Raw genomic sequence first — 26,254 nt, 5'->3', positions numbered from 1 at the left:
CACTATTCCAACTTAGATCACACCCATGTACCCCTGTCCAATCATACGGACTCTCTTGACTCCTGCAACGCTTTGCAGATCCTCCAGCATACCCCCAAGATCCTCATTCAACCTCGACATTTCCACAGAAATGACCACGTTGGCTCGGCCCTGCAGTGGAATGCTCTGCTGAATCGTCAAGACATTCCCTCCATGCTCTGCTACCATTGCCAATACCCTGGATAATAATCCTGATTGATGCTCTAGATCAATAGAGACATTCACAATGCGCTCTCGTTCGAGCTGATTGATCAGGTGGATACCATCTTTGTATTTATAAAAAGCGCTTCTACTCAGGCCCACCTGCTCTACGGCTTCATGAACTGTCTTGACGTCCCCGGAGGCTAGAAGCTGTTTCACTTGAATCGTCTTCACAATGGCTTCAGGCAAAATATCCTCATTAACCAAATAGTAGCGTTCTTTCACGAACGTCCTCTCCTCAAAGACTTATGTTTTCATATAGAGGACATTATATCGAAAGAAATGAATTAGAGCAATAACTTTATGTCCCGATGAGCCAAGTGTCCCTATTACACCAGATGTAAGGTAAGACTCCCATGAATCATTTGTATATGCAAAAACACGACCCTCGCTCTATAGCAAGGATCGTGTTCTTCATATGTGAATCTAATATTCATGCATAGAGGCTTTGCCCCTATGACCTTCTGATCAGTATCCACTACAATTGAGGGATGTCTGCTGACTTAGTAGTAACTGCTACCCTCAACGAATTCGAATTCAAAATCATTAATGCGCACAATCGTGCCATCCTTGGCACCGCGCTTCCGCAGCTCGTCATCTACCCCCATGTGGCGCAGTGTTCTGGCAAGCTTGAGAATTGCCTCATGCGACGTTAGCTGCATCCGTTTCATCATACGTTCGATCTTCACGCTCTCGACAACGAAGATGTCGTTCTCTCTCACGATACGGAAGCTGTTATCTTCCTCCGTCTCCAGCTTGTACACCTTACGCTCCTGAAGCTCTGCTACTTCCTCAACGTCTGGCTCATCAGGAATCTGATCCAGCAGCTCGGCTGCGCGATATAGTAGCTCCTGAATACCTTGGCGTGTAAGTGAGGAAATCGGAAGAATTTCGAGATCCGGACGTACTTCAGCTACCTGACGGCGGAACTCCTCCAGATGCTCAGCAGCTTCCGGCATATCCATCTTGTTGGCTGCAACGATCTGCGGACGGGACTCCAGATTCGCATTGTACTGTCTAAGCTCCTCATTGATCTTCAACCAGTCATCATAAGGATCACGGCCCTCTGAGCCTGCCATATCCACGACATGGATAATGATACGTGTACGCTCAATGTGACGGAGGAACTCATGACCAAGCCCTACACCCTCACTGGCACCTTCAATCAGCCCTGGAAGGTCAGCCATAACAAAGCTACGTCCATCTCCCGCTTCGACAACACCAAGATTCGGTGTAATGGTTGTAAAATGATAGGCTCCAATCTTCGGAGTAGCAGCCGATACAACGGACAGCAGTGTGGATTTGCCGACACTAGGGAATCCGACAAGTCCGACGTCAGCCATGACCTTCAGCTCCAGCGTAATATAACGCTCCTGTCCATCTTCACCATTCTCAGCCAATTCAGGTGCAGGATTAGCTGGCGTAGCAAAACGCATATTCCCACGTCCACCACGTCCACCTCTGGCAACGATAACCTCTTGCCCATGGCGGGTCATGTCGGCAAGCATCTCACCAGAATCATCATCCAGAATCATGGTACCTGGTGGTATACGAACGATCATATGCTCCGCGTTGGCACCATGCTGACTCTTGTTACGCCCCTTCTCGCCTTTAGGTGCTTTGAAGTGACGCTGATAACGAAAGTCCATCAAGGTACGAAGACCCTCGTCTACACGAAAGATCACATGACCACCTTTTCCACCATCACCGCCCGCTGGACCTCCATTAGGCACATACTTCTCACGACGGAACGCTACGAGTCCATCCCCGCCGTCTCCGCCTTTGACATAAATTTTGGCTTTATCTACAAACATGCAATTTCACCTTCCTTATGCTTGACACTGCATCCTCATTCGAATAATATGCCCTGACGGATGCTCTTCTGCTCTTACCCGGGTATTACTGACAACAGATCGCAGCTGTAACAGCTTGTCCGATTGCTCAGGTATCCCGTCTCCTTCAATACGCACGACAATATCTTCATGGTCCATCTCAAAATACAAGCTCAGGCTGCGCACTTCTCCCCAGGACGACCGGCCCTCTCTGTGCTTGCAGGCATCAAGAAACTCAATGACGGCTGAAGCAAGCGACTCGCCGTCTTCGGGAGAGATGGCAGTCTCCAGTTGCAGTTGGTCTTCCACATGAATGCTTAGCTGTAGGTCACCAGAGCATGTCCGGAACGACTGCAAGTAGAATACAAGTGATGGGACACCCAGCTTGGCAACTCGGCTCTCCTCAAGGACACGTTCCTTGATTCGTTCCACGTACTGGACCGACCTCTCATGCTTCCCCATACGGATATATCCGTAGAGCACCTGCAGATCATTCATCCAATCATGCCTGTGGTGCGTTAATGTATCCATTGCCGTCTGCTTCAACTCCCGAATGGCTGAAGCTTGCTCGGTATCTTTTTTACGTTGGGCAATCCGCATCGCAGTAACACCTGCCACGCCACCCCAAAGCCCAAGCAGGACTATACTCATTGTACCCGGAAATAAAAGTGCTATAACGAAAGGAATCAGAATCGAACATACCGCCAGCAGCGGTAAATATTTCCGCAATAACATGGCTTCTCTCCGTTCTCAACGCTTAAGGTCAGATCATGAATTCAACATCCAGTATAGCATGAGTTACTTTCCAGTACATTACCAATAAAAAAGAATATTACTGCTATACCTCTAATGCCTGGACCCATGAGCCAAATGATTCATAATTCGAATGATCCATGATTCAAAAAAAGCCCCCGGCGTAATGCCGGAGGCCTGGTCACGGTTCAACCGCTATTAAGCTTCTACTGCAGCCGCTACCGGAGCGACATCAACCGGATAGACGCTAACTTTTTTGCGGTCACGTCCCCAACGCTCGAACTTAACAACGCCGTCTACTTTCGCAAACAAAGTGTCGTCTTTACCGATTCCCACGTTCGTACCCGGATGAATTTTCGTTCCGCGTTGACGAACTAGAATGCTTCCGCCAGTAACGGTTTGTCCGTCAGCACGCTTTGTACCCAGACGTTTGGAACGGCTATCACGTCCGTTCTTTGTGGAGCCCACACCCTTCTTGGATGCGAACAACTGAAGGTCCAATCTCAACATCGTGTCAACCTCCTTCATTTAGGAATTGTGTATTTCAATATACTTACCGTATGACGTTGCAATAGTCTCCAACATAACAGCCATAGATTTCATCAGCAGCTGAATCTCGTCAAAGACATGATCATGAGGCAGTTCAGGAAGATCGGCACTTAAAAATCCGTCCTTCATTCTCGAGTTGAGCACGACACCTGTCAAAGCTTCAATCGAGTTAACTGTTCCTACAGTGACGGCTGATACTCCAGCACACACAATGTCTTCACCAGATTTAGCATAGTTCGCATGACCTTTCACCGAAAAACCAGCGATGCTTCCGTTCTCCATATGCTTAATGTGTACGATAATCACTTATCGAACCCTCTTATGCTTGGATTTTTTCAATCGTTACTTTAGTGTAAGGTTGACGATGACCTTGCTTCACATGGTAGTTCTTTTTCGGTTTGTATTTGTATACAACAACCTTTTGGCCTTTGCCATGCTTCTCAACCTTAGCTGTTACGGAAGCTCCGGATACGAGTGGAGTACCTGCGTTAAGACCTTTGTCATTGGACACAGCCAGGACACGGTCAAAAGTTACAGTATCACCATCATTTGCGTTCAGCTTCTCAATGTACAATACATCGCCCTCTTGAACTTTGTATTGCTTGCCACCAGTTTCGATAATTGCGTACATTGCTTGCACCTCCTTATTTCTCAGACTCGCCCTGATGCAGGTGGTCACATCCACTAGGAATGTCACACTTCGACCTCACTGGTGCGGTTACAGCATGTGCAGCAATAGATCATACACATACCAGATGATTCTAGCATATGTGGTATGTGATTTCAAGATATTATTTCAATCATGCGACCATCAGCTCATTAAGGCACAAGCGTCTTCTCCTCACGAACCTTCTTGCGAGTGATCTCGAGTAGCCCCAGCTTCGTCCAGCCTACAATGTAGGACTTGGTCCGATCCTGCTTCAGCTCCTGCTCAAGCACACTCGCCACTTCCTTTCGATGCTCGTCCCTTTCCATATCAATGAAATCGACAATAATGATCCCGCCAATGTCACGTACTCTCATCAGACGAGCAATCTCTGATGCGGCTTCCATATTCGTCTGGGTCACCGTCTCCTCCAGATTACTACCGCCTGTATATTTGCCTGTATTTACATCAATAACGGTCAGAGCTTCGGTATGATCAATAATGATGTAGCCTCCGCCCTTCAACCAGACTTTACGGGCAAAATCCCGCTCAAGCTGCTCTTGGACACCATGGGCGTTAAAAATAGGCTCTGCCCCTTTGTACAGTCTGACGGAGGGTCGGCTGACTCCAAGCCCCTCAAGAAAGGCAATGGCCTCCTCCACCTGTGACTCCGTATCAATGATGAGCTCATCCTGCTCGGGTGTGAATGCATCGCGTATGAACCGCTGTACAATACTTAGATCCTTATGTAGCTCTGCCGGTGCATTTGTCCGTTCTGCCTTGGATTGTATGGCTTCCCATTGCCTGCGAAGCAAGCGCAGATCACTTTCAATCGCCTCCTGGCCCTCGTCCTCGGAGACAGTCCGAATGATTAGTCCTTCCTCGCCAGTTCGCACTTGCTCCCCCAAGGATTTCAGGCGGGCACGCTCCCCTTCACGCTCAATCTTCTTGGAGACGGCTACATAATCAGCACAGGGCATATACACGATCCAGCGCCCAGGCAACGAATAATGGGTTGTAACTCTTGCTCCTTTATTACCGAACTGCTCCTTGAATACCTGCACAATCAGCTCTTGCCCCACATGAAGCAGACTAGCAATATCGGGCTTCACCTTCGGCTGCTTGTCCGTATGAGCGTGCAATACATCATCCACGTACAAAAAAGCATTCTTACGCTGGCCGATGTCAACGAATGCCGCCTGCATGCCAGGAACCACATTGACTACACGCGCTTTGTAGAAGGAGCCCAGCGTATCCCGCTCCCGTGAACGCTCCGCAGCATATTCTACCAGTCTTCCCTGATCCAGTAGAGCCATCTGCGTGGTCTGCTGCTTATAGTGTACGATCATCTGTTTCATGGAATTCTCCTATCCCGGCTAAGTTCCTCTATCTATCATAACAACTTTTATGATGAGTTTATATCTCTATTTTTTCCATATTACCCCACTATGATATATTTCGGTCAGGTGGACCAGATGCATGATAATTAGTGAAAAAAGATCGTATTAACCGCTGCTCCGGGAGCATGGCTATAATGCCGCCCTCTTCATTCATGACATAAATCATATGGTATTTCTCCCTCTTAAATAGACGCAGAATCCCCTCCAAATGTTGCACTGGATGAGAGATGATTGGCGTGGCAATGATTCCCTTCTCTAGCTTTTTACGGTATTGATTATCTCGACCAAGCAGGAAGCGGACAAAACGATAGGGAAGGTTCCTGTAGTCAGTAAAATTGGAGTAAAAGAGAAACAAGCCCATAGCGAGCATATTCAAATACGGTGGTCCCTTGCCTGAGAGGGCAGGGATAATCGCCGCTACACACATCATGATACTGCAGACCATACTAACGCGTAACGTATGCTGGAGAACAGCATGATAGGACAGCAGTATACTCAGCAACGCCTGGACAATCTTTCCACCATCTAGTGGAAGCACAGGCAGCAGATTAAATAACATAATCATCAGGTTGCCACGGATGACATAGTCGATAAATTCGTGTTGCTCTGTCCCCAGATTACGAATCAAGAGCAGCACCGCAATCATAAACAGATTTTGCAGAGGCCCGGCGAGTGCAATCACAATCTCCTTCCATGCCGGAAGACAGCCCTGGTCCTCAATCTCGGCCACACCGCCGAAGGGAAGCATCTGAATGGACACTACTCTCGCTCCGAGCATCGATGCAGCAGCAGCATGCCCCAACTCATGAACGAACACTATGGCAAACAAGGTCACTAGCTCGATAAAATGTCCTGTGAGCACCGAGGCCATCATGATCAGAACGAAGAGCGGATGTAAGGACAGCCTTACTCCTCTGACCTTAATCAAACGCTACCACTTCTGCCGGGTCTACATACTGCTCTCCCTGCTTCACAGCTAAGTACAAGGTATTGGTTTCTTGTGCTTCCTGCATGATTGTAAATTGCCCCACAACGTCCCCTTCCTGTACCCAATCATTAGTCCTCAGCGAGGTGCCCGACAAGCGCCCATATATAGCAGTCAGTCCATCTGTATGACGAATGACTACTGTGCTGTCTCCTTCCGTGCCTGGTACGACATCCATGACTCGTCCCGCATCCATACTCTTAACCAGGACTGGGTCGGTTGAAAAGGATTCCGGCACAATCTCTATACCTTTTAAGCTCACGGCAAAGGGCTGGACAATGCTGCCTCGTACAGGAGGTGCCAAGTGATGCTGTCCATGCACCTGCTGCACCTTCTGCTCCAGACCCTTGAATATAGGTAAGAAGGCCGGTGAGCCACCAAAATGCTCCTCATACCAACCAGCAACAGACTGTACATCCATATCACGATGCATTGCATCCGCTACAAACAAGCGAATCTCCGAGCTATATGGCATTTCCCAGTGGAATACTCCCCACACCAATCCAAACAAAGCAGCACTTACCCATAGCCTTCGGATTAACGATGCCACGAATGAAGGCTTTCGTGGAGCTGTGAAACTATCATTCCAGCGATGCCTATTTTTTTTCCATTCGAATTCTGGATCTGGCTCCATCTCCTGCGCTTGTCCGGCACGCATTGTTGAATCCTTCATAAGTGGCGACGACGACTTCGGGTTGAGCGAATTGCGCTTTTGTGACTGCCTTCCTCGAATATACGGATCGATGGTCCGTAGATGCGAGTCCTCTTCTTGTAGGCGCATGCTCTGCCGGTAAACATCCTGAGGATGTATCTCCTGTGTGAGTAGCTCCTGAATGCGCATTTCGCGACGACGTTTAATTCCTGTATCTCTGTCCATGTTCTGTCCCTCCAGCGAGGATCTTTTGCTTCATGTATATGAGGACGGGCTCCAACTTATGAGCAGAACCAAACGCATTGAGCAGAAGACTTATGTGCCTTATGACCAGTTGGTGAAAAATTATCGTTAACAAGTGGTGTTTTGATCTCGTGTGGAAATAATGAACATAGGAGGAGGGATTATTCAAATGCAGACTTACGCAGACATTATAGTTCGAACTATATTAGCCATTTTCAGCGTATTGCTGATTGCCCGTTTACTTGGTAAACAGACCATATCTAACATGACGTTACATGATTTTGTAACCAACATTACACTGGGGTCCGTTGCAGCTAATTTGGCGTTTAATGTACCGTTGAAATATTCCTATTTCATTCTGGCACTCGGTGTCATGGCCAGCATTTCATTTTTACTATCCGTCATTGCGATCAAGAGCAGTAAATTGCGAAAATGGATTTCTGGCTCGCCAACTGTGTTGATCGAGAATGGGAAGATTCTTGAGGATAACATGAAGCAGATAAGGTATACGCTTGATACGCTGAATCAGGTATTACGAAGCAAGGGAATTTTCAATCTGAATGAGGTCAACTATGCGGTTCTTGAGGATAATGGGACAGTTTCGGTATTATTGAAGGAGGAGTACCAATTCGTAACTAGGAAGGATATGAAGCTTGCACCAAGTACCCAGAAGTTCCCTATTGAACTGGTTATGGATGGGGTAATCCTGGAACAAAACCTTCAAAATCAGGGATTAAGCAAAGAATGGCTGGAAACTGAAGTGAGGAGCAGAGGAAAACGAATAGCTGATGTGCTCTACGCGGTGAGAGGAACACATCAGCAGCTCTTTTTTGACTACTATCAAGACGATATCCGTAAGCCAATCGATAAGGAATAAAGGTTGAGCTCACAGCTACAAGGAAGCTACACCTTCAGATAATCAGCTCTTGACCCCGAAGAATTTCTTAAAGCGAGTCAGCACACTTGTCTTCTGATCCAACTGCATCAATGGAACAGTATCTCCCAGAATACGCCGAGCAATGTTACGATATGCAATCGCAGCCTGAGAATCCGGATTCATGACGGTAGGTTCGCCGATGTTAGCTGCTTTGATGACAAGCTCATCATCAGGCACAATTCCGATCAAATCAATGTTCAGTACCTGCAAAATGCCGTCGATATCCAGCATATCCCCGGATTTCACCATGCTGCTGCGAATCCGGTTGACGATCAGCTTCGGTGAGCCAATCTCCGAATTTTCGAGCAGTCCGATAACCCGGTCTGCATCACGTACTGCTGCATTCTCCGGTGTAGTCACAACAATAGCCTGATCTGCTCCGGCAATGGCATTCTTGAATCCTTGCTCGATTCCTGCAGGACAGTCAATAATGATGTATTCAAAATCCTTCTTGAGCTCCAGAATAATATCCTTGACCTGTTCAGGCGTAATAGCATTCTTATCTTTCGTCTGTGCAGCAGGAAGCATATATAATTCCTCAAAGCGCTTGTCCTTCACCAAGGCTTGGTTCAAGCGGCAGCGTCCTTCTGCTACATCAATAAGATCGTAAATGATGCGATTCTCCAGTCCCATAACCACATCCAGGTTGCGGAGGCCGATATCCGTATCGACCAGGCACACCTTCTTGCCGAGCAGTGCGAGAGCTGTTCCGATATTTGCTGAGGTCGTCGTTTTACCGACGCCGCCTTTTCCCGAGGTGACAACTATGGCCTCTCCCATGCGCTACACTCCTTTAAACACATTAAATTCACGGCGAAGTCTGCCAATATTCGTAATTTTGTCAATTTGCATGGTATCCTCCTGCAGATATGCAAATTCCATGCCGGCCTCGCGTGATTCCCATTCATCCGGGGGACGACTGATTACGTCCGAGATCCGTACTTGAGTAGGGGCGAAGTAAGAAGCGGCAATAATCGCCTCTCTATTGCCTTCCATTCCCGCATGAGCCATTCCTCGCAATGAACCGAGAATGAACAGATCACCCGTGCAAGTAATCGCTCCTCCCGGATTCACGTCACCCAGAAACAACAGATTTCCGTTGTAATGCAGCACCTGGCCCGAACGGACCATACCTGTCATCGTATGAATATGCTGTCCTTTGTCATCCTCGGACTGCAGGTTCGGTGATTCAACGGAGCGAATAAGCAGATTCCCCCTGGTACGTAATACCTCCAGTAAGGATTCCTTCTGCTCTTCGCTGATTTCACGGTTCCCCATCTTAATATCTACATGAACTATCGGTCCAGTCAATATATTTTGGTGGCTATGCTCAAGCTTGAAGCGCAATTCTCCCAGCAGTTCATCAAATTCACATTGATCATCCAGCAGGAATACCAGGCCGTCTTTGATGCCTTTAATCGTAACACGATTTGGTTTAACCGTCATTAGCCTGTCCCTCCCATCCCAACTCTTTCGCGCCGGAACGTCGAATCTCCTGCTTGGCCCCGCAAAAACGTGCAGCTACAAGCTCTCTTCTTTTTTTGGACGGCCACCCAGGAGCTCGAATTGCTTACGCATAGGTACATAGATGATCAATGCAAACAGGAAATGCACGCATAGATTGGGGATCATATATTGGGTAAGCGCCCAGTTAAATGAGTGCACATTGAGCTGAAATAGCTGATAGATGCCGAACAGTGTGGAGTCAAAGAGCAGACTTCCCAGCAGCACTACAGTCATCATGATCGGCATGGGAGCACGTGGGGCCTGAAAGATCAGACCCATCAGGTAAGCTGCGCACCCCATAGCGAAGGAATAAGGTCCAATCATGGCTCCATAAAAGATGATATCATGTAGCAATCCGAAGATAATGCCTAGCACAAGTGCAGTATGACGATGATAATATACCGATACGAATAAAATAATGATAAAGACCAAATTAGGAGACAAACGATACTGCCAGCCACCTGGAATCAGCCAAGGGATAATCGTACCCTCCACGATAAAGAGCACAAATAGAAGCATGATCAGTACATGTCCGCGGAACCTCATGATTCTGGCACCTCTGGAGTGAATACAACGAAGAGCTCCTTCCAGTCTGAGAATTTCGCGGCTGGTTCAATAATTGCTGTACGTGTCTGACCGAACTCTCCGACCTTTACCTCTTCTACCTTCCCAATCAGCATGTACTTTGGAAATTCCCCACCAGTTCCGGAGGACATGATCTGATCACCGGGCTTTACAACATCGCCCTCTTCAATCCTTGTCATCTCGAACTTACCTGTATTGGGATTGTAATTTTCAAGCATGCCGAAGGCTTGATCCTCTCTGCCCACTACTGTAGCTGCGATGGCATTTGTAGTCGGATCCAGTGAGGTCAGCAGCTTGACTGTAGAAGTGAAATTGGCCGTATGATCAATGACACCGACCAGTCCATCAATAGAGCGAACGGCCATGCCGGGCTTGACGCCTTCATTAGAGCCGATATCAATCGTCAAAGTCTTCACGACAGGATCAGAGCCAACATTGACAACATTGGCAATCTTGTCCGTGTAGTTGTATTTATTTTTCTGCATTTCCGTGAAATTGAGCTCTTCCTGCAGACGCTTGTTCTCTTCTTCAAGACCACTGATGCGAACTTCATTTTGGGTATAACGAGCAACTGCAATCTTCAGCTGCTCATTCTCCTGATACACAGCTCGCATATTCGCAATATCTTTGAAGAAGCCCGCTACGGCTCCAGCGGGCTTGTAAAAGATGCTTTGTACAAAACCAGTAGTATCCCTGACAAACTTCTCAGGCCAGGACAGAGATTCCCTGTTATTCAATGTGAAGCCCATCAGGGCTATAAATGTAACAATACCGATCAGCAGAATAAACAGTCTTTTGTTCCCAAGCAGCTTAAACAGTGGTTACACCCCCGATTCAACGTTTGGAGCGGACTGCAGAGCTGCTACGCGATTTGAACAGGTGGATGTTTTCGAGTGCTTTTCCTGTACCGATGGCAACGCAATCCAATGGATTCTCAGCGACAATGACTGGCATGCCAGTCTCGCCAGCAAGCAGTTTGTCCAGATTCCGAAGCAATGCGCCACCGCCTGTAAGCACAATACCGCGATCCATGATATCAGCCGCCAGCTCGGGAGGACACTTCTCCAGAGTCACTTTCACAGCATCCACGATCGCATTTACCGTATCCGATAGCGCTTCACTAATCTCATCTGATGTAATTGTAATGGTCTTCGGCAGGCCTGTCACCAGGTCACGTCCACGAATCTCCATTGTCTCCACGGTCTCCAGTGGCATAGCCGAACCCACTTCCATCTTCAGCTGCTCGGAGGTGCGCTCACCAATCATCAGATTATATTGACGCTTGATATATTGGATAATAGATTCATCCATTTCGTCACCGGCTACTCGCACAGAGCGGCTGGTCACGATACCTCCAAGGGAGATCACAGCAACCTCAGTTGTTCCTCCACCGATATCTACGACCATGCTACCTGTAGGCTCCCATACTGGCAGGTCAGCTCCAATCGCTGCTGCGAATGGCTCCTCAATGGTGTATGCTTCACGAGCTCCTGCCTGTCTTGTCGCATCCTCCACTGCCCGCTGCTCTACAGCTGTAATGCCGGAAGGTACGCATACCATGACGTTCGGATGGCGCGGAAATATGGAGCGTTGCTTCTGAGCCTGACGAATAAAGTACTTGATCATCGTGGCTGTAGTATCGAAATCGGCGATGACTCCATCCTTCATAGGACGAATCGCACGAATATTGCCAGGTGTACGTCCAATCATTTTCTTGGCAGATTCACCAACTGCCTCTATGCTCTTCGTGTCTGTCCGCAAAGCCACTACTGAAGGCTCTCTTACGACAATACCGCGTCCACGTACATAGACCAATGTATTTGCTGTCCCGAGATCAATTCCCAAATCCTTAGTAAATCCACCAAACATGCTGTAATCTCCTTTTCTAGTCAGTTCCATTATTGATGTAATATGTTATTATGCGGTCATTCCGACCGAATGCATACGTTGAGGGAAATGTGTGGTATTCATGAGCCCTGTGGTATTACCAACCAACACATTATATTATATAAGACCTCGTTCCTTCAAACTTACGTATTGTCCATCCCCGATGACGATATGATCCAGTACATCAATCCCGACGATGCTGCCCGCCTCGATCAGGCGTTGCGTCAATTGAACATCTTCCTTACTGGGTGTAGGATCTCCGCTCGGATGATTATGGGCGCAAATGATGGAAGCACTGCTGCATTTGATGGCTGCCCGGAACACTTCTCTAGGATGCACCACCGCAGCGTTAAGACTGCCAATCGACAAGGTCTCTTGAGCAATCACTACATTCTTCGTGTTCAGAAAGAGACAAACAAAATGCTCTTTCTGCAAATATCGGAGCTGCTCTGAGAGCAGATCGGAGACATCGCGAGGACTACGGATTGCTGGAGACAACGTATGCCGGGACAGGGCTAACCTACGCCCGAGTTCGATACCTGCCTTGAGCTGAAGTGCCTTGGCCGCCCCAATACCCTTGATCTCCATCAGTTCTTCAAGACTGAGATCCACCAGTTGGCGCAGATTACCTGCTTGCATCAAAATCCGCTGTGCCAAATGTAAAGCTGATTCCTGCTGTGTGCCTGTCCTTAGTAGGATGGCAAGCAACTCAGCATGACTTAAAGCCTCGGCCCCATACTGCATCATGCGCTCTCTTGGTCGTTCTTCATGGGGGAGGTCGCGAAGCATGAACTTATGCGACTCCATCATAGCATTCCCCTTTTATTGCGGGCGAAGCACATGTATCCCGAATTCAGACAACATGTCTGTCAGAAGAGACACTGGTAGCCCAACCACGTTAAAATAGCACCCCTCGATCGCTTCCACCAGGGTGGCTCCAAGTCCTTGAATTCCGTAAGCACCCGCCTTATCTGCGGGCTCTCCTGTAGCAACATACGCTCGAATAGACTGCTCGTCCAAAGGCTTCATCGTTACGAGCGTTCTACGGCTACTAATCCGTGTCATTCCGTTTCCTGTATGTAGACAAGCCACACCTGTGAATACTTCATGTGTTCTTCCTTGCAATGCTGTAAGCATTCGAACAGCCTCCGAATGATCTACAGGCTTGCCAAGAACCTCGCCATCGAGCACCACAATCGTATCGCTCCCAACGATAACAGCCTCTGCTGCGTCAGGCTCCATCGCATCACGCACAGAAGATGCCTTCCGAAGAGCCAGAGATTCAACAATCTGTGTAGGACTAAGACCTTCCTCAACCTCTTCGTCTGCATGACTGACAATTACCTCGAATGGCAACTGCAATGCAGTCATGAGCTCTCGTCTACGCGGTGATCCCGATGCCAAAATGATATGCGGAACATCCATATTCATCACAGTAGCTTACTCCTTTGACCACAACTAGAGCCTGCGGTACAGCCAGATCGCTACAATAATGCCGATCAAACTGAGCAGGCTCATCTGCAATGTTAATGTTATATTGTAGCTGATGATATCCAGATCAGCCGCAGGCTTCCATGTTATGGACGTAGCCTTCGTCAAGAAGGACAGAACCTGAACCGACTGAAGCGCCTTGGCAATCCAAGCCCCCAGCAGCCAGCCGAGAATAATAAACAGCGTAAATATGCCTGCATTTTTCCTCATCCTGATCTTCCCTCGCCATTTTTTTACACCATATTATTATACGGTGATTTCAGGTGCAACACAAACAGAAATCCGACACGGGGAAGTATTTCCAGTTCCGTGCCGGATCATGGGACACTTGGCTATTGTTTGATGAATTCCAGGAGCTGCCGCTGTCCAAAAACATACTTCATCATGGAGGATTGTACCTCCCATAAATGCTCCTTCGCCTTATTCTTGTTGTACTCCGACAAAGCCGACATCGCACTGTTCATCGACTTGATTAGTTCTCCCTCTACGAGCGATTTCGCTTCGCCGGGAATCCCCTTGGACAATACAGTAACGCTCTCTGTCCAGCGTTGATGTATACTCTCTAGCTCTGACATGGTGGAGTCTTGCACCTCACCAGGCTGCGCCACACGAAGCAATGAGGCAGACAAGGTTGTCAGACTGTGAACAAGCTCGGTGCTGACCGTAAAATATTCCTCTGCTCCGTCCGAAGTCCCCGTAAAAGCAAGTCTGTCTGCTCCAGGAAGATCCAACTGGCGGACATACAGCTCCATGCCTTGCGTCTTCATCTGCCCTCCCAGCAGCTTCGCCTGCTCCCGGTCAGGAGAGATTCCGGCATATACCCTGTTATCCTCAAGAGCGTCCCTTCCAGAGGCTACACCAGCGGCGGCCAGCTCTGTAGCAGCCTGCAGGGCGCGTTCCTCCGAGCTGAACACACCATATTGAAGCATATAATAAGAGCTTGGAGATATCTTCGCCTCCACCACAGGAAATGATGGAGGAACGGTAAGATCAGCGAGTGTGCCCTGCTCCTGTGAGAATACAGGAACAGCAGCCTGATTCTCAAGTGATGGTGCCTGCACACTGCTGCTATCACCGAAGATTGCCAGCACAATATAGCCGAACAAGGCACCCGTCATCAAAGCACTGGTTACTGACCCAGCAATCTTCCAGGGTGAGGTACGACGAACTCGTGCAACAGGACCTACCTTTTCTCTCCAGTAAGCAGGGGAAGACCATGAAGAGGCCGATGCCCCAAACGGGTCGTCCCAGTCCTCATGACCCGGTACAGGCACTTTGTCCACCTTGGATGGACTGTCTTCGAGTTCTTCTATGCTTTTCACAGCAGGCTTCGTCACTAAGGATTCAGTCGGCTCTTGCCGGACCTGTCGCAGTCTGTCAGCAGAACCATGCGTCGTTTGCTTCGATGGATCAGCCTCTGGCTGATTGAAGTGGAACGTCATTCTGGAATTATTCACGGTACACACCCCTTGTCCCTTTAAGCCTCATATCAAGTTGTATGCACCGCATTCTCGTTTTATGACTGTTTTGTTCAAAAAAAAGTGCCCTGAGCCGCCAATAAATCGACGACAGGACACTTCAAGTTGTAGTCTAGGACAAACGCCCCTTCAGATACTGAGCAAGGGCTTCCCCAGCCTTCCAGATATCTCCGGCTCCCATCGTAATGACAAGGTCTCCCGGCTGAATTCGCTGCTTAAGCTCCTCCACTACGGCCTCCTTGGTAGGCAGATAGCGAGCATTAGCATTGCTATTACTTACAATCAGCTCTACCAGCTTGGAGGAGTGAATTCCTTCAATCTGCTTCTCTCCGGCTGGAGAGTAAATATCGGTTATGATGACCTCATCCGCTCCGCCAAAGGCACGACTGAACGCATCCAGCAGGAAGAAGGTACGGGTATATCGCTGTGGCTGGAATACAGCAACGATACGCTTCCCTGTAGCTCGTGCAGCGCTGATCGTGGCTTCAATCTCCGTAGGATGGTGAGCATAATCGTCAATAACCAGAATATCATTATAATCACCCAGCACTTGAAAGCGTCGCTTGGCCCCGTTAAATTCTACGATCGCCTCGGCAATACGGCTGAATTCAATTCCTGCCTCCAGACAAGCAATGACTGTAGCCATGGCATTATACACATTATGCCGTCCAGGTACCGACAGCCGAATCACACCAAGCGGCTGACCTTTATGATTCATCATAAAGGATACCTGACGATCTCCCAGGTGAATATCGGTTGCAGTGTATTCCGCCTCGGAATCGATTCCGTAGGTCGTCAGACGAGTCGTCAATTGCGAGCTAAGCTCCTGAATATTAGCGTCATCCGCACATACGACAGCCGTTCCCTCAGGTCTAATCTGATTCAGGAACTGGACATAAGCTTTCTTGAGCTCGGCAAAATCCCCATTGTAGTTCTCAAGATGATCCGCTTCAATATTCGTAACGATCCCTAACCACGGATGATATTGCAGGAAGGAGCCATCGCTCTCGTCCGCCTCAGCAACGACGCAATCTCCCGTGCCAGCCTTGGCATTGGTGCCCACGTTCATAATCTCTCCACCGATAATGTATGTGGGATCTGTTCCGCAACGTTCCATGACGAGAGCGATCATCGAAGAGGTCGTTGTCTTGCCATGAGCTCCAGCAACAGCTACGCCTTTTCGTTCATTCATCAGCCGTGCTAACATTTGTGATCGATGCAGTGTAGGTATATTCAACTGCTCAGCTGCTACGCGCTCCACATTATCACGTGATAACGCTGTTGAATATACGACCAGATCAGCACCATGTACATGCTCCGCTGTATGGCCAATGTATATTTTTGCACCCTTTGCTGCCAGCTTCTCGGTCAGCTCCTGTGCCGCAACGTCTGAGCCGGTCACCGTGTACCCCATTTCCAGCATGACCCGTGCAATGGCGCTCATTCCATAACCGCCGATACCGATAAAATGAACATGTTCTGCAGTATTCAACAAAAAATTTCACCAACCTTTTTCCGAATCGGTCTGATGCACAAGAGTCGCACGCACATCGGAAATCAGATACAATGTGCCGGACACGACTCCTAGATCCCCCTCTTCTGTACGCGACTTCAACAGCTCAAGCGACTGCTTCCAGTCTCGTTCCACAATGACTTGTAAATCTTGTTTTGCATATAATGGGCGCAATCTATCCACCAGGTCTGCCAGCTCTCCGGCATCCATCTTGCGGCGAAAATCGGGCTCGGTCAGGATAAGCGTATCCACTAGTGGCAGTATATGCTTGAGATAAGCTTCGTGATGCTTGTTCGCAAGCATCCCCATCATGAAAATCAACTTCCGGTACTTGAACAGCGAAGGAATGCTCTTGGCAAGTGACTCTGCCCCTTCAGGATTATGCGCACCATCGACGACGATTCTCGGCTCCGTTGATAACAGCTCCAAGCGCCCCGCCCAGTGAGTCTTGCGGAAGCCCTCTAGCAACGGCTCATCGTCAAGTACGAAGGCCATATACTGGCGCAGTACCTCCAGTGTCATCATAGCACCGGCTGCGTTCGTACATTGGTGCTCGCCCAGCATGGTGATCGAAATCTCCAATTCTCTGAACGGACCAGCAAAGCGGAAGCTCTGTCCATGCTCATCGCCGCCAAGCAGCTCATATATGAAATGCTCACCAGCAAGATAGAGCGTAGCCCCCTTGGCAATGGCAGTCCTCCGAATCACTTCAAGAGCTTCCGGCTGAGTGACACAGCTCACGACTGGCACACCGGATTTGATAATCCCCGCCTTCTCTCCAGCAATCTGCTCCAGCGTATCCCCCAGAATATCCGTATGATCGAAGCCGATATTGGTAATCACCGATACAATCGGGGTGACAATGTTGGTAACATCCATCCTTCCCCCGAGCCCTGTCTCCCATACCACAACATCAGGAAAAGTAACTGTTGCATAATACAAAATGGCAAGGGCCGTAGCTACCTCGAACATGGTGGGGGAGCCAAGCTCTGTCTCCGCAATTTCCTGTACCAATGGGTACAGACGATTGGACAGCATCACAAGATCCGATTCGGAAATGTCAGCTCCGTTAAACTGAAAACGATTTGTAAATTTGGTGATGTAGGGAGAGGTAAAAGTCCCAACATCGTAACCATTCTCCAGCAGCACAGATGTAAGCATCGCGCAGGTAGAGCCTTTGCCGTTGGTTCCAGCTACATGGATGAACTTCAGATGTCGATGCGGCTCACCCAGCATGGTCATCAACCGTTCAATTCGTTCCAGGCCAGGTCTGATGCCAAATGGAATCAGACCATTAATCCAGTCAACTGCTTCAGTATATGTGTGTAAGGGTCCCGTTGACCCGCGAGCCTCGTACTGTTCAGACATGCTTTTCACCTTCAGGTCGCTATTATTTGTCACGCTGCTACAGCCAGCTCTCTTCCAGCCGTACCAAATTACACAGCCAAATTGCTGACAAGCACCTCAGACCATGGGGGTTTGTCAGCAAAGTGGTTGTTATTCATCAACAAGCGTGTGTTAATCCTTCAACTCCTGGATACGAGCGATTACCTTATCCCGCTTATCAGAGTAGTCTGCATGCTTGGCACGCTCCTCCTCAATGACCTTCGCTGGTGCCTTGGCCACGAAGCCCTCATTAGACAGCTTCTTGTCAATACGCAGCACCTCGTTGTTCAGATGCTGAAGCTCCTTCTCCAGTCGGGCAATCTCCTGTCCGATATCGAGCAGACCCGCTAGCGGTAAATAGAGCTCTGCTCCGGTTACTACTGCAGACATCGCCTTGTCTGGTACATTCAGCTCAATTCCATGCAAGAAATCGGAGGTATTGCAGAAGCGACGAATGTACTCTCCATTACGGCTCAGAATATCCAGAATATGCGAATCCGCTGCCTTCACCTGCAGCTCAATCTTCTTGCTCATCGGAACATTCACTTCAGCACGGATATTTCGCACCGAGCGAATCACATCACGCAGATGATTCATCTCGGCTACCGCTGCTTCGTTCTCCAGGGCAGCATCATATACTGGCCAGGAGGCAAGTGTGATGGTCTCCCCTTCATGCGGCAAATGCTGCCAGATTTCTTCGGAAATAAATGGCATGAACGGATGAATCATGCGCAGTGTACGATCCAGTACATAAGCAAGGACGGATTGCGTCTTCTTCTTGGCTGCTGGATCCTCTCCATATAGTGTGAGCTTGGAGAATTCAATATACCAGTCACAGAGATCATCCCATATGAAGTTATACAGAAGACGTCCAGTCTCCCCGAATTCATAGGCATCTATTAGACGCGTAATATCACGTGAAGTTTCGTTCAGTCTATGCAAGATCCAGCGATCTGCCGTACTGAGTTCACCCGTAATATCAATATCCTCATACGTTACGCCTTCCAGATTCATCAGAGCGAAGCGGGAAGCATTCCAGATCTTGTTGGCAAAATTACGAGCCTGCTCCACCTTCTCAATGCGGAAGCGCAGGTCCTGCCCAGGCGTACTGCCTGTCGAGATCATGTAGCGCATGGCGTCCGCGCCATAGCTCTCAATGACCTCCAGTGGGTCTACCCCGTTGCCGAGTGACTTAGACATTTTGCGTCCTTCCGCATCACGAACAAGTCCATGAATCAATACATCCGCAAACGGTCTTTGTCCAGTGAATTCCAAAGCGGTGAAGATCATCCGTGCTACCCAGAAATAAATAATGTCGTAGCCCGTTACGAGTACATTATTCGGGTAGTAGCGCTTGAAGTCTTCTGTCTCATCAGGCCACCCCATGGTAGAGAACGGCCACAGCCCTGAGCTGAACCAAGTGTCGAGCACATCCTCGTCCTGCTTCAGCTTGCGTCCCGCATACTCTGGCAGTGTCGTAGGATCCTCAGCGCTGACGATAATCTCGCCAGTCTCCTCGTCATACCAGGCTGGAATTCGGTGGCCCCACCATAGTTGTCGGGATACACACCAGTCTCTTATATTTTCAATCCAGTGCAGATAGATTTTCTCGAAGCGATCCGGTACGAATTGTACACCATTACCGCCTTTTTGCGCTTCAATAGCAGCATCCGCCAGCGGCTTCATCTTCACGAACCATTGTGTAGACAAGTAAGGCTCGATTACAGCATTCGTCCGCTCACTATGTCCCACCTGATGCACATGATCCTCAATGCGAATCAGCACCCCCTGTTCCTTAAGGTCTGCGACGATCTGCTTCCGGCAATCACTACGGTCGAGACCTTGATATTTGCCAGCTTCCTCATTCATCGATCCATCTTCATTCATCACATTGATCTGTGGCAACTGATGGCGTTGCCCCATTTCGAAGTCATTAGGGTCATGGGCAGGCGTAATCTTGACTGCGCCACTACCAAATTCCTTATCTACATAATCATCAGCAATGACAGGGATCTCACGACCCACAATAGGGAGGACCAGCATCTGGCCGATCATATCCTTGTAGCGCTCGTCCTCTGGATGAACGGCTACGGCCACATCTCCCAGCATCGTCTCAGGACGTGTCGTTGCCACCGTAATATGCCCATTGCCATTCTTCAGCGGGTATTGCAGATGATACAGGTGACCATTCACTTCCTTGTATTCTACCTCAATGTCAGACAGGGCTGTACGAGCCACAGGGTCCCAGTTAATGATCCGCTTGCCGCGATAGATCAAGCCTTTATTATAGAGCTTGACGAACACCTCACGAACGGCCTTGGATAGACCCTCGTCCAGCGTAAAGCGTTCACGGGAGTAATCCAGAGAGAAGCCCATTTTTTCCCATTGTCTATGGATATTGTTCAGGTAAAGGTCTTTCCACTCCCATACCTTCTCCAGGAACTTCTCGCGTCCTAGATCATAGCGTGTCAGCCCTTCAGCGCGAAGCTGCTGTTCTACCTTGGTCTGTGTAGCGATCCCTGCATGGTCTGCTCCCGGCAGCCACAGTGCATCATAGCCCTGCATCCGCTTCGTACGAATAATAATATCCTGTAAAGTGAAATCGAGGGCATGACCGATGTGCAGCATTCCTGTCACATTTGGAGGCGGGATAACGATCGAGAACGGCTCTGCTTCTGGCAGACGTCCTGCACGAAAATATCCTCCATCCATCCAGTACTTATACCACTTTTGCTCCGCCGATTTCGGATCATAGGTTGTCGGCATCTCGGTTGTTGCTTGGTGCTCTTGCTCTGACATATCTATTCCCTCCAACGTAATTGGTTTCCGTGCTCTAATCCGCATTCAATACCATGCATATATGGGGACGAAAATAAAAAAAGCCCTCCATCCTCAAAGGACGAAAGGCTGTTCTTTCGCGGTACCACCTTTGTTTCACATCCCTGCAACTGACCCATAGGGGTACAAGGTTGTGACACTCTACGGATAACGGCCGTCCCCGGCTTGTTCTAATACGCATCTTGCCTCGGCGGGTTCAAACAAGCGACTCCCGGGCGACTTCGGCCAGCTGCATCCTGCGGAACCTCACAGCGCTACAATTCCGCTCTCTGAAGGGCTCACTGCCTACTCTTCCCGTTCAATGTCTGTTGTATAGCTGGCAGATGACCTTGCGCTATTCAAAGCGCGTGATGTCAAGCACATCATCTCTCCAGTTGCTATACCACATCATAACTTGCTGAATGCTGTTAGTCAATATCCAAAGCCCCGCATTGCCTTTTACACGGAGTATAGCTGTCTTTTCAGAGCTCTAGTAGAAGGCATAATTCAAAAACTCAGACACAAGTTGCATAGAGGCTACAAGCTCACGCCCCGTCCATACATCATGGGATGAGCAATACCTGTCCTTCCTCCACCCCATGCTCTGTAAGCCTGTTGTATAGCTGCAGCTCACGTACACTTAGCTCATAGCGGTCGGCAATGGTCTCCAGTGTCTCCTCCCGCTGCACAATACATAGCCTCAGCTTACGGAAGGAGCCTTGCTCCCCTTCACTGCGCTGGAACAGGGAGTTCCACCGACCACCTGCTGCTGTGAAATCCTCTGGCTCCTGCTCAGCATGTGCTTCTGCCTCCGTTGCTTCCGTAGCAGGCGGCTCCTTGGATACCCGTGAGGTTGGCAGCAATGTAGAGAATGGGACAGCCTCCAGCTCGGTAACCAGAACATCCTTTTTGCTGCCGAAGGCCACCTTCATTTCCTTTTTGTCCTCTGAGGATGAATCTACAGCTGCAGTCACTTCTTCTTGCTCGTTCTGTAGTTCGGATTCAGACAGAGCGGATACCGCAGCATCGGAGTCTTCTACCTGAATATCGGAGGAAGGATCACGCTCATCCACTTCCACCTGCTGCTCCCGTTCTTCACTCCATGGCGAATGGTCAGCATCCGTGTTCGCTTGGGATGTACCAGATGGCCTGTCAGGCTCACGAATTTCTTCTCTCGCATGAGAGGCACTCTCGAACTGCCAGACCTGTGGCTTATTCGATGACTGTTCTGCAGCCGGTTTATCTGACGTAGAAGAGCTATGTGCAGCAGAATCGCCAAAATGAGGACTCCATTGCTCTGGAGCAGTCGTTGATGATGCCACAGAGGCAGAGTCCGGCTCACTCTGTTGCTCCTGTACTTCCTCTCGCTGCTGCACAAGATTTGTGGGAGGCTGCGGTGTATGCACGACCGTAAATTCATCATCGGCCCAGACAGAAGAGTCGGCTGGCTCTATCCCTTCCACCCCATGGAGTGACAACACCCCGGTAATATTCAGACTTCGCAAAGACAACAAATCCACATCGAAATTTTCAATTTCTACCGAGATGTCCTCTACACTGCTGACCCGGTTCATAGGAATCGTAATCTCCACAGGGATGAGATGAGTAAGACTCTGGAGCTCATTTTCCTCTCCCCGATATACCCCTTCAAGCAGCAAATGTCCGCGTAACGCCGCCTGATCCTCCTGCTCAACAACCTGAATCCGCGGCAGCAGCTCAATTTCCTCTAACTCTGCTATGCCCGCAGCTTCCTCCGTCAGATGGATACGTTCATAGATATCAAAACGCAAGCCATAGGGCCTATCTTGCATAGATAGCATCCTCCTTTCGGGAGCTTCCGCATGTTCATTGCCTGTGCGGATAGTCCTTAATCCAACCATTGTTCGTTCGGTTCATGTATATGCACCAGAAAGAAGAGCATGCCATCTTTTGCAAAAAGAACCCTCGTGATTAGCCCAATGCTGAATACGTTATAGGTCTCTTCTTAACAAAAAAGAACAGTGCCACACTTCCCCTGACAAGCGGCCTCGGACGAAGTCCTTCCTGCCTGCCTTGCTAATCGGGTAAGTCTAGCACTGATCTATCTGCATAAATAGTAATTTGCTATAGCTTCAAGCGATCATATAACTCTCGAAAGTCCGATGGCCAAGGATCATGGACGAGTATCTCCTGTCCACTGATCGGATGCTGGAATGTCAGCTCCTCACCATGAAGTGCCTGCCTCCGCATCTGTAATGACGGACCTCCGTACAACACGTCACCTAGCAGCGGATGCCCAACATGACTCATATGTACGCGAATCTGATGGGTCCTGCCTGTCTCCAGAGTCAGATGTACAAGAGTAGCTCCTTGCAGATATTCCTCAGTCTGCACAAGGGTAACTGCCTCTTGACCGGTAGTCGATACGCGCCGTCTCTGCTTATGGTGTCGATCCTTACCGATCGGCTCATCAATCCGAACAAGAGCCTTCGGCACCTTACCCTGACCAATAGCAACATAGCGGCGGTGGATCTCCTTGCTCCTCATCTGCTCGTCTAGCTTGAGCTGGGCAAAGCCATTCTTCGCATACAGCACAGGACCTGTCGTGTCCACATCCAGACGGTGGATATGCCGCACAGGTGTCCGAATCCCGTTCATCTCATAATAAGATGCCACCGCATGATCCAGAGTGACAGGGCCATCTCCCGCTCCTCCATCCGGATGTACAGGCATGCCGGCAGGCTTGTGCACGACCAGACAAAAGTCGTCCTCGTACAGGACCGTCAGCTCATGCCACCTCGGCTCCACGCCGTAGTCCAGCTCAGGGAACAACTGTATCCGCAATCGATCCCCGGCTAGCAGGAAAAGCTTATCGTGCTGTAATCTACGGTATAGCTTCTCAGGCATGCCAAGCTGCCCCTGTATCCAACGCTCTGCGGCAAGGTGCTTGTCCTCACTTGAAGTGACCTCCTTGCCAGGAGTCAGCTCTAGCCACGGTCCGCGTCGCTTCCAGCTCTTCCGCCAGCTCATAGACGTCTCAGCGCATTATAGTTGGCTTCAATCGTGGCATCAATATCCTGAATAGTGTGCGCTGCCGATACGAACATGCCCTCGAACTGAGAAGGCGCCACACTGACTCCCTCACGCACCATTTCCGCGAAGTAGCGACGGAAATGATCCGGATTACTTGCACGTGCCACATCATAATTTGTAACCTGCTTGTCGTTAAAGAACGGACACACCATAGAGCCGACACGGTTAATGGATACAGGAATTCCGATCTCCCGCGCATTCCGTTCGAAGCCCTCCTGTAGTCTAGCGGCCCGCTCCTCCAATTGGTCATATATCTCTGGCGTGAGTAGACTCAGTGTGGTGTAGCCTGCTGCCATAGCCAGTGGATTGCCACTCAGCGTTCCCGCCTGATAGATCGGGCCAGCTGGTGCCATCTGCTCCATAATCTCTCTTCGTCCACCATAGGCACCGACCGGAAGACCGCCACCAATGACTTTGCCAAGACACGTCAGATCCGGGGTAATGCCAAAACGCCCTTGAGCTGAATGATAGCCGACACGGAACCCTGTCATGACCTCATCGAAAATAAGCAGACTGCCATATTGCTCAGTCAATCGGCGCAAGCTCTCCAGGAATCCTGGCAGCGGAGGAACAACCCCCATATTTCCCGCTACGGGCTCAACAATGACGGCTGCGATATCCTCACCATATTTCTCAAAGACCAGAGACACAGAAGCCTCGTCATTATAAGGCACCGTGATCGTATTGCTAGCTACGCCTTCTGGTACACCCGGGCTGTCAGGCAGTCCCAGTGTAGCTACCCCGGAGCCTGCCTTGATCAACAGGCTGTCAGCATGACCATGGTAAGAGCCTTCGAATTTGAGGATTTTGCTACGTCCGGTATAGCCTCTCGCCAGACGAATAGCGCTCATGGTAGCCTCGGTGCCTGAGTTAACCATCCGTACAATATCAACAGAAGGCACACGTTCGCAGACGAGCTTCGCCATCTCGGTCTCCAGCAGTGTTGGTGCACCAAAGCTCGTGCCCTTGATCGCGGTATCATGCAACGCCTTAACGACCTCTGGGTGTGCATGTCCCATAATAAGAGGCCCCCACGAGCCGACAAAATCAATGTAAGCATTGCCGTCAATATCGTATACATAGGCCCCTTCACCACGTTCCACGTAAATGGGTGTAATCCCTACGGACTTGAAGGCGCGAACAGGGCTGTTCACTCCACCTGGAATATATTGCTTGGCTTCAGCAAAGGCTGCTGCTGATTTTCCATCATCATGTCTTCCAAAGGGTTTGCTCATTTTATTTTTTGCCTCCATCCGCCAGCCATTTGGCTGCATCCTTAGCTGAATACGTAATAATCATATCCGCTCCGGCACGCTTCATACTGGTGAGAATCTCCAGCACGGTCGCCCGCTCATCAATCCATCCTTGCAGGGCAGCTGCCTTCACCATCGCATACTCACCACTTACGTTGTAAGCGACCAGTGGGAGATCGAACTGGTCCTTAATCGTCCGCATCACATCTAGATAGGACAAAGAAGGCTTGACCATCAGCATATCAGCACCCTCCAGCACATCAGACTCCGCCTCGCGCAGCGCTTCACGAGCATTTGCCGGGTCCATCTGATAGGACTTGCGGTCTCCGAACTGCGGAGCTGAGTCAGCTGCTTCTCGGAACGGTCCGTAGAAGGCAGAAGCATACTTCACCGAGTATGACATAATGGGAATATGCGTAAAGCCAGCCTCGTCGAGGCCATGGCGTATCGCCTGTACGAAACCATCCATCATGTTCGATGGCGCAATAATGTCTGCACCAGCTTTTGCTTGGGATACGGCCGTCTTGATCAGCAGCTCTAATGATTCATCATTAAGAACATCGCCACACAGGACACCATCCTGCTCATAGGTATGTACCATCCCGCAATGTCCGTGATCTGTAAATTCGCATAGACAGGTATCAGCCACGACGAGCAGATCGGGATACTGCGCTTTGATCAGACGCGTCGCCTCTTGTACAATGCCATGCTCATCGTAAGCAGATGAACCGACATCATCCTTGGTATCCGGAATGCCGAACAACAGCACTGCAGGAATGCCAAGACTATGAATCTCTTGAAGCTCTGGCCCCAGCTGATCAAGTGAGAACCGATATACACCCGGCATCGACTTGATCTCCTGCTTCACTCCCTCACCATAAGTGACATAGATCGGCTGTATAAAATCAGCAGGGTTCAACCAGGTCTCACGAACCATGCTACGCAGTGCTGCCGTCTGCCGTAGGCGGCGATGTCTAGCAAATGATTGTATCATCAAGTACTACCTCCTATTATTTCTAATGCGTCCCT

At 49.5% G+C, this 26,254-nt stretch carries 26 protein-coding genes and 2 other annotated features; of the genes, 1 reads left to right on the top strand and 25 read right to left on the bottom strand.

The genetic code is table 11. The features are described from left to right. Positions 1-12 precede the first annotated feature (12 nt). The 9 genes from K331_RS0121215 to K331_RS0121175 all read right to left on the bottom strand — a co-directional run bounded on the left by K331_RS0121215 (position 13) and on the right by K331_RS0121175 (position 7,282). Positions 13-465 carry an ACT domain-containing protein gene (locus K331_RS0121215; RefSeq protein ID WP_018885400.1) on the bottom strand — a complete coding sequence of 151 codons (453 nt, stop codon included), beginning with the start codon at positions 463-465 and terminating at the stop codon, positions 13-15. Between the two features lie 278 nt (positions 466-743). Continuing rightward, positions 744-2,054 carry a GTPase ObgE gene (gene obgE, locus K331_RS0121210; protein ID WP_025678921.1) on the bottom strand — a complete coding sequence of 437 codons (1,311 nt, stop codon included), beginning with the start codon at positions 2,052-2,054 and terminating at the stop codon, positions 744-746. Between the two features lie 15 nt (positions 2,055-2,069). Then, complete coding sequence (locus K331_RS0121205; protein ID WP_018885402.1) at positions 2,070-2,807, bottom strand: Spo0B domain-containing protein; 738 nt, start codon at positions 2,805-2,807, stop codon at positions 2,070-2,072. A gap of 216 nt (positions 2,808-3,023) precedes the next feature. Beyond that, positions 3,024-3,335, bottom strand: a complete 312-nt coding sequence (gene rpmA / locus K331_RS0121200) for a 50S ribosomal protein L27 (RefSeq protein WP_018885403.1) — start codon at positions 3,333-3,335, stop codon at positions 3,024-3,026. Between the two features lie 18 nt (positions 3,336-3,353). Then, entirely contained in the window at positions 3,354-3,680 is a 327-nt protein-coding gene (locus tag K331_RS0121195) for a ribosomal-processing cysteine protease Prp (RefSeq protein ID WP_028591834.1), read from the bottom strand. Positions 3,681-3,693: 13 nt separating this feature from the next. Continuing rightward, on the bottom strand, positions 3,694-4,005 hold the full coding sequence (rplU, locus tag K331_RS0121190; protein ID WP_018885405.1) for a 50S ribosomal protein L21: 312 nt from the start codon (positions 4,003-4,005) through the stop codon (positions 3,694-3,696). Between the two features lie 12 nt (positions 4,006-4,017). After that, positions 4,018-4,104: a sequence feature (ribosomal protein L21 leader region), on the bottom strand. Between the two features lie 89 nt (positions 4,105-4,193). Continuing rightward, entirely contained in the window at positions 4,194-5,378 is a 1,185-nt protein-coding gene (locus tag K331_RS0121185; RefSeq protein WP_028591833.1) for an Rne/Rng family ribonuclease, read from the bottom strand. Between the two features lie 88 nt (positions 5,379-5,466). Beyond that, positions 5,467-6,348, bottom strand: coding sequence for a M50 family metallopeptidase (locus tag K331_RS0121180; protein WP_028591832.1), 882 nt, complete (start codon positions 6,346-6,348; stop codon positions 5,467-5,469). Further along, positions 6,341-7,282: a peptidoglycan DD-metalloendopeptidase family protein gene (locus K331_RS0121175; RefSeq protein WP_028591831.1), complete on the bottom strand. Its 942-nt coding sequence runs from the start codon at positions 7,280-7,282 to the stop codon at positions 6,341-6,343. Before K331_RS0121175 ends, K331_RS0121180 begins: the two co-directional genes overlap by 8 nt. A gap of 187 nt (positions 7,283-7,469) precedes the next feature. Between K331_RS0121175 and K331_RS0121170 the strand changes: the two genes are divergently transcribed. Beyond that, positions 7,470-8,177, top strand: a complete 708-nt coding sequence (locus K331_RS0121170) for a DUF421 domain-containing protein (RefSeq protein ID WP_028591830.1) — start codon at positions 7,470-7,472, stop codon at positions 8,175-8,177. Between the two features lie 42 nt (positions 8,178-8,219). Here the strand turns inward: K331_RS0121170 and minD are convergent, their stop codons facing one another. The 16 genes from minD to hemB all read right to left on the bottom strand — a co-directional run bounded on the left by minD (position 8,220) and on the right by hemB (position 26,219). Then, positions 8,220-9,017: a septum site-determining protein MinD gene (gene minD / locus K331_RS0121165; RefSeq protein ID WP_018885410.1), complete on the bottom strand. Its 798-nt coding sequence runs from the start codon at positions 9,015-9,017 to the stop codon at positions 8,220-8,222. A 3-nt stretch (positions 9,018-9,020) separates the two neighbouring features. After that, positions 9,021-9,683: a septum site-determining protein MinC gene (gene minC, locus K331_RS0121160; protein WP_018885411.1), complete on the bottom strand. Its 663-nt coding sequence runs from the start codon at positions 9,681-9,683 to the stop codon at positions 9,021-9,023. A 75-nt stretch (positions 9,684-9,758) separates the two neighbouring features. Continuing rightward, the gene (gene mreD, locus K331_RS0121155; RefSeq protein WP_018885412.1) at positions 9,759-10,289 is read right to left on the bottom strand and encodes a rod shape-determining protein MreD; all 531 of its coding nucleotides are present in this window, start codon (positions 10,287-10,289) and stop codon (positions 9,759-9,761) included. After that, the gene (gene mreC / locus K331_RS0121150) at positions 10,286-11,119 is read right to left on the bottom strand and encodes a rod shape-determining protein MreC (protein ID WP_404821516.1); all 834 of its coding nucleotides are present in this window, start codon (positions 11,117-11,119) and stop codon (positions 10,286-10,288) included. Before mreC ends, mreD begins: the two co-directional genes overlap by 4 nt. A 43-nt stretch (positions 11,120-11,162) precedes the next feature. Then, on the bottom strand, positions 11,163-12,197 hold the full coding sequence (locus tag K331_RS0121145; RefSeq protein ID WP_018885414.1) for a rod shape-determining protein: 1,035 nt from the start codon (positions 12,195-12,197) through the stop codon (positions 11,163-11,165). 135 nt (positions 12,198-12,332) lie between these two features. After that, positions 12,333-13,025 carry a RadC family protein gene (gene radC, locus K331_RS0121140; RefSeq protein WP_208115242.1) on the bottom strand — a complete coding sequence of 231 codons (693 nt, stop codon included), beginning with the start codon at positions 13,023-13,025 and terminating at the stop codon, positions 12,333-12,335. Positions 13,026-13,037: 12 nt separating this feature from the next. After that, complete coding sequence (locus tag K331_RS0121135) at positions 13,038-13,646, bottom strand: Maf family protein (protein ID WP_036635483.1); 609 nt, start codon at positions 13,644-13,646, stop codon at positions 13,038-13,040. 27 nt (positions 13,647-13,673) lie between these two features. Continuing rightward, a complete protein-coding gene (locus K331_RS0121130; RefSeq protein ID WP_018885417.1) occupies positions 13,674-13,916 on the bottom strand; it encodes a DUF4321 domain-containing protein in 243 nt (80 codons plus the stop codon). A 122-nt stretch (positions 13,917-14,038) separates the two neighbouring features. Further along, positions 14,039-15,163 (bottom strand): SPOR domain-containing protein, encoded by a 1,125-nt coding sequence (locus tag K331_RS0121125; protein WP_028591826.1) that lies wholly within the window; start codon positions 15,161-15,163, stop codon positions 14,039-14,041. A gap of 133 nt (positions 15,164-15,296) precedes the next feature. Continuing rightward, a complete protein-coding gene (gene murC / locus K331_RS0121120) occupies positions 15,297-16,676 on the bottom strand; it encodes a UDP-N-acetylmuramate--L-alanine ligase (RefSeq protein ID WP_028591825.1) in 1,380 nt (459 codons plus the stop codon). A 9-nt stretch (positions 16,677-16,685) separates the two neighbouring features. Further along, positions 16,686-18,065 carry a bifunctional folylpolyglutamate synthase/dihydrofolate synthase gene (locus K331_RS0121115; RefSeq protein ID WP_028591824.1) on the bottom strand — a complete coding sequence of 460 codons (1,380 nt, stop codon included), beginning with the start codon at positions 18,063-18,065 and terminating at the stop codon, positions 16,686-16,688. A gap of 150 nt (positions 18,066-18,215) precedes the next feature. Next, complete coding sequence (locus tag K331_RS0121110; protein WP_028591823.1) at positions 18,216-20,882, bottom strand: valine--tRNA ligase; 2,667 nt, start codon at positions 20,880-20,882, stop codon at positions 18,216-18,218. Between the two features lie 93 nt (positions 20,883-20,975). Beyond that, positions 20,976-21,232 (bottom strand) — a binding site (T-box leader). A 231-nt stretch (positions 21,233-21,463) separates the two neighbouring features. Next, complete coding sequence (locus tag K331_RS0121105) at positions 21,464-22,711, bottom strand: LysM peptidoglycan-binding domain-containing protein (protein WP_051289956.1); 1,248 nt, start codon at positions 22,709-22,711, stop codon at positions 21,464-21,466. A gap of 292 nt (positions 22,712-23,003) precedes the next feature. Then, positions 23,004-23,909, bottom strand: a complete 906-nt coding sequence (locus tag K331_RS0121100; RefSeq protein WP_028591821.1) for an RluA family pseudouridine synthase — start codon at positions 23,907-23,909, stop codon at positions 23,004-23,006. Next, complete coding sequence (gene hemL, locus K331_RS0121095; RefSeq protein WP_028591820.1) at positions 23,906-25,207, bottom strand: glutamate-1-semialdehyde 2,1-aminomutase; 1,302 nt, start codon at positions 25,205-25,207, stop codon at positions 23,906-23,908. The genes K331_RS0121100 and hemL overlap by 4 nt, the downstream gene beginning before the upstream one ends. Position 25,208: 1 nt before the next feature. After that, the gene (gene hemB, locus K331_RS0121090) at positions 25,209-26,219 is read right to left on the bottom strand and encodes a porphobilinogen synthase (protein ID WP_028591819.1); all 1,011 of its coding nucleotides are present in this window, start codon (positions 26,217-26,219) and stop codon (positions 25,209-25,211) included. Between the last annotated feature and the right edge of the window lie 35 nt (positions 26,220-26,254).

Origin of the sequence: Paenibacillus massiliensis subsp. panacisoli DSM 21345 (genome assembly GCF_000426545.1) — a bacterium.
Lineage (GTDB): Bacteria > Bacillota > Bacilli > Paenibacillales > Paenibacillaceae > Paenibacillus > Paenibacillus panacisoli.
The sequence above is the reverse complement of the archived record's forward strand: the minus strand, read 5'-3'. Positions and strand labels throughout refer to the sequence as shown.

What these genes read in the sequence shown, in the direction of transcription:
- obgE (WP_025678921.1), bottom strand. Translation starts at nt 2,054, where the DNA reads ATGTTTGTAGATAAAGCCAAAATTTATGTCAAAGGCGGAGACGGCGGG.
- K331_RS0121130 (WP_018885417.1), bottom strand. Translation starts at nt 13,916, where the DNA reads ATGAGGAAAAATGCAGGCATATTTACGCTGTTTATTATTCTCGGCTGG.
- K331_RS0121170 (WP_028591830.1), top strand. Translation starts at nt 7,470, where the DNA reads ATGCAGACTTACGCAGACATTATAGTTCGAACTATATTAGCCATTTTC.
- K331_RS0121100 (WP_028591821.1), bottom strand. Translation starts at nt 23,909, where the DNA reads ATGAGCTGGCGGAAGAGCTGGAAGCGACGCGGACCGTGGCTAGAGCTG.
- minC (WP_018885411.1), bottom strand. Translation starts at nt 9,683, where the DNA reads ATGACGGTTAAACCAAATCGTGTTACGATTAAAGGCATCAAAGACGGC.
- hemB (WP_028591819.1), bottom strand. Translation starts at nt 26,219, where the DNA reads ATGATACAATCATTTGCTAGACATCGCCGCCTACGGCAGACGGCAGCA.
- minD (WP_018885410.1), bottom strand. Translation starts at nt 9,017, where the DNA reads ATGGGAGAGGCCATAGTTGTCACCTCGGGAAAAGGCGGCGTCGGTAAA.
- K331_RS0121185 (WP_028591833.1), bottom strand. Translation starts at nt 5,378, where the DNA reads ATGAAACAGATGATCGTACACTATAAGCAGCAGACCACGCAGATGGCT.
- K331_RS0121175 (WP_028591831.1), bottom strand. Translation starts at nt 7,282, where the DNA reads ATGGACAGAGATACAGGAATTAAACGTCGTCGCGAAATGCGCATTCAG.
- K331_RS0121110 (WP_028591823.1), bottom strand. Translation starts at nt 20,882, where the DNA reads ATGTCAGAGCAAGAGCACCAAGCAACAACCGAGATGCCGACAACCTAT.
- K331_RS0121145 (WP_018885414.1), bottom strand. Translation starts at nt 12,197, where the DNA reads ATGTTTGGTGGATTTACTAAGGATTTGGGAATTGATCTCGGGACAGCA.
- radC (WP_208115242.1), bottom strand. Translation starts at nt 13,025, where the DNA reads ATGATGGAGTCGCATAAGTTCATGCTTCGCGACCTCCCCCATGAAGAA.
- K331_RS0121135 (WP_036635483.1), bottom strand. Translation starts at nt 13,646, where the DNA reads ATGAATATGGATGTTCCGCATATCATTTTGGCATCGGGATCACCGCGT.
- K331_RS0121115 (WP_028591824.1), bottom strand. Translation starts at nt 18,065, where the DNA reads ATGTCTGAACAGTACGAGGCTCGCGGGTCAACGGGACCCTTACACACA.
- rplU (WP_018885405.1), bottom strand. Translation starts at nt 4,005, where the DNA reads ATGTACGCAATTATCGAAACTGGTGGCAAGCAATACAAAGTTCAAGAG.
- rpmA (WP_018885403.1), bottom strand. Translation starts at nt 3,335, where the DNA reads ATGTTGAGATTGGACCTTCAGTTGTTCGCATCCAAGAAGGGTGTGGGC.
- K331_RS0121205 (WP_018885402.1), bottom strand. Translation starts at nt 2,807, where the DNA reads ATGTTATTGCGGAAATATTTACCGCTGCTGGCGGTATGTTCGATTCTG.
- hemL (WP_028591820.1), bottom strand. Translation starts at nt 25,207, where the DNA reads ATGAGCAAACCCTTTGGAAGACATGATGATGGAAAATCAGCAGCAGCC.
- K331_RS0121105 (WP_051289956.1), bottom strand. Translation starts at nt 22,711, where the DNA reads ATGCAAGATAGGCCCTATGGCTTGCGTTTTGATATCTATGAACGTATC.
- mreD (WP_018885412.1), bottom strand. Translation starts at nt 10,289, where the DNA reads ATGAGGTTCCGCGGACATGTACTGATCATGCTTCTATTTGTGCTCTTT.